General features: G+C 54.2%; 1 protein-coding gene. It reads left to right on the forward strand.

The genetic code is table 11. The features are described from left to right. Positions 1-853, forward strand: an 853-nt coding sequence (locus D2V05_RS19610) for a hypothetical protein (protein ID WP_183114763.1), incomplete at both ends; no start/stop codon positions are given.

Below are 853 nucleotides of genomic sequence, written 5' to 3' on the forward strand. Positions count from 1 at the left end.
ACGGGAACGGGAACTATACGGTTGACTATGTGGACGGAGACAAGAGCTCCACCAACGAGCTGTCCGACCTGAGCCTTGACGGGAGCAACGTGCTGACGCTGAGCAACCCTGCCACGGGGGGCAACTCTGTCGACCTTAGCGGGTACACCGAGACGGTGGCCGGCGCGAACGACATCACCGTGACCGACGACGGGAACGGGAACTATACGGTTGACTATGTGGACGGAGACAAGAGCTCCACCAACGAGCTACAGAATGCTATAGAAGTACCTTTTGATGCAAGTACGACGACCTTGACCTCAGGTAACGTGCAAAATGTGATAGAAGAATTGAAGGCTGAAGTGGATGCTTTTGCGGCCACATCTGGTCAGACCAACACTGCTTCAAATGCAGGTGTGGGAGGAGTTGGAACATTCGCTAGGAAGACTGGAGCAGATTTGGAGTTCAAGAATGTCAATGCGGGTTCAAATAAAATCACGGTAAGCGATGACATTGCCAATGATGAAATAGATATAGACATTAACGAAGCAAACCTTATTATAACGGAGAGTCAAATATCAGATTTAAATCATACTGTGAACACGGACAGCCAGGACCTGAGCCTGAGCGGCGACGACCTGAGCCTGAGCGGGGACCCTACTGCGACCCCGATCGACCTTAGCGGGTACACCGAGACGGTGGCCGGCGCGAACGACATCACCGTGACCGACGACGGGAACGGGAACTATACGGTTGACTATGTGGACGGAGACAAGAGCTCCACCAACGAGCTGTCCGACCTGAGCCTTGACGGGAGCAACGTGCTGACGCTGAGCAACCCTGCCACGGGGGGCAACTCTGTCGACCTTAGCGG

It is taken from the genome of Flagellimonas pelagia (genome assembly GCF_003584135.1).
GTDB lineage: Bacteria > Bacteroidota > Bacteroidia > Flavobacteriales > Flavobacteriaceae > Flagellimonas > Flagellimonas pelagia.